This window comes from Peribacillus sp. P4_C12, assembly GCF_056402095.1.
In genome coordinates this window covers 1-1,570 of record NZ_JBFUIB010000711.1, presented here as the reverse complement: position 1 = coordinate 1,570, position 1,570 = coordinate 1, and the positions used below count along the sequence as shown (strand labels likewise).

Sequence of the window (1,570 nt, the reverse complement as noted above, 5' to 3'; positions counted from 1 at the left end):
GAGTTGAACTGTTTCAGCAAGTGGATGGAGTATATATTGGAGATCAAGGTGTGGAAAACGATTTGATTGGAAACCTATCCGCCTTCAATGATCGGAATATTCTATCTATTCGCGTGAAGTCTTCCGTTTTGCAAAGCGGTATTTACGATTTGCGGCCAGATGTTTCAAGGGATGTGTATCGGCTACAACATACCCGTGTCACAACACAGGTTAAGCCGCAAAATACTGTCGAACGCTGCCTTGGTTCCATTACGATGGACAATGATGCATATGGGCGATATCGGGGAGAGGTCCAAATTTGCAGGCGAGATTTAGAAGCAAATCATCGAGTCAATGTGATAGGGCTAGTTATAGAGGAAGATCTTCCTTTGATAGCGCTACTAGAACCTGGTCAATCCGTAAAGATACAAGTGAAGAATTATATAGAGACTTAGAAATACATGGAAAATAGGTGATCATTTCACTCACGACCAAAGCCTTTGCTCAGCAAGTGTTAATTAAGCAACTGTAGTTGTTAGTAACGATACGCAAATGGGGTTTTCTGTCATTAAAAAAGCTGAGATTCCAGAATAAGCTAGATTTTCCTGGAAAAGAAAAAAGTGAATGAGAAATTGAAAAAGGTGCTACTGGATTTTAAGGGGCTGCTTTTATTGTCATAAAAGTGTGGGAATTTGTAAAAAAAATTATACGGTTAACAACACTTAGGAGCCGGGCACAAAAGTGTACTAGTGATATTGATTATATCTCTTGAGAAGCTTTTTACCTACTACTGCTAAGAAAGCCTTTTGAGATTAAAAAGTAAAAAGGAGGATGCCAAAATGAATAAAAAGATATGGGCACCTGCTGGGTTAGCTTTTTCCTTGGCTTTATTCACTCTTGGTGGAGTTACATCAGCAAGGGAGTTTGCGGAAGAAAAACCAGTGCCGGATGTTCAGACAATCGTAGAAAATATGTCCATAGAGGAGAAAGTCGGTCAAATGCTTATGCCAGATTTTCGTAATTGGCAAGAACAAGGAGAAAGCAAAGCAACAGGTTTTATAGAAATGAACTCAGAAGTTGCAAGCATCATTGAAAAATATCATTTAGGCGGAGTGATCTTGTTTGCTGAAAATGTTGTAGATACYGAGCAAACGGTACGGCTGACAGATGGTTTACAGAATGCGAGCAAGGATCTTCCACTATTTATAACTATTGATCAGGAAGGAGGAATCGTAACTCGCCTTCAAACAGGAACGAATCTTCCGGGAAATATGGCGCTGGGTGCAACTAGAAATAAGAATTACGCCTATCAGTCTGGAGAAATCATCGGCAAGGAATTGTCCTCTCTTGGTATAAATGTAAATTTTGGACCGGCTGTTGATGTCAATAATAACCCCGGAAATCCAGTTATTGGCGTCCGTTCCTTCAGTTCTGATCCAGATCTTGTATCAAAACTTGGGATTCAAACCATAAAAGRATTGCAAAGCCAGAATATGATAGCAACGACTAAGCATTTCCCTGGTCATGGAGATACGGCGGTTGATAGTCATTATGGTCTTCCTCTTGTCTCGCATAATAAGGAGCGCATACG

2 protein-coding genes are annotated in these 1,570 nt (G+C 40.2%); both read left to right on the top strand.

Annotation, left to right across the window (positions count from 1 at the left end):
* On the top strand, window positions 1-434 hold a 434-nt coding region (locus tag AC1DUW_RS28265; protein ID WP_477644110.1), incomplete at its 5' end, for a phospho-sugar glycosidase domain-containing protein.
* Window positions 435-818: 384 nt separating this feature from the next.
* The coding region (locus AC1DUW_RS28260; RefSeq protein WP_477644109.1) for a glycoside hydrolase family 3 N-terminal domain-containing protein at window positions 819-1,570 on the top strand (752 nt) is incomplete at its 3' end.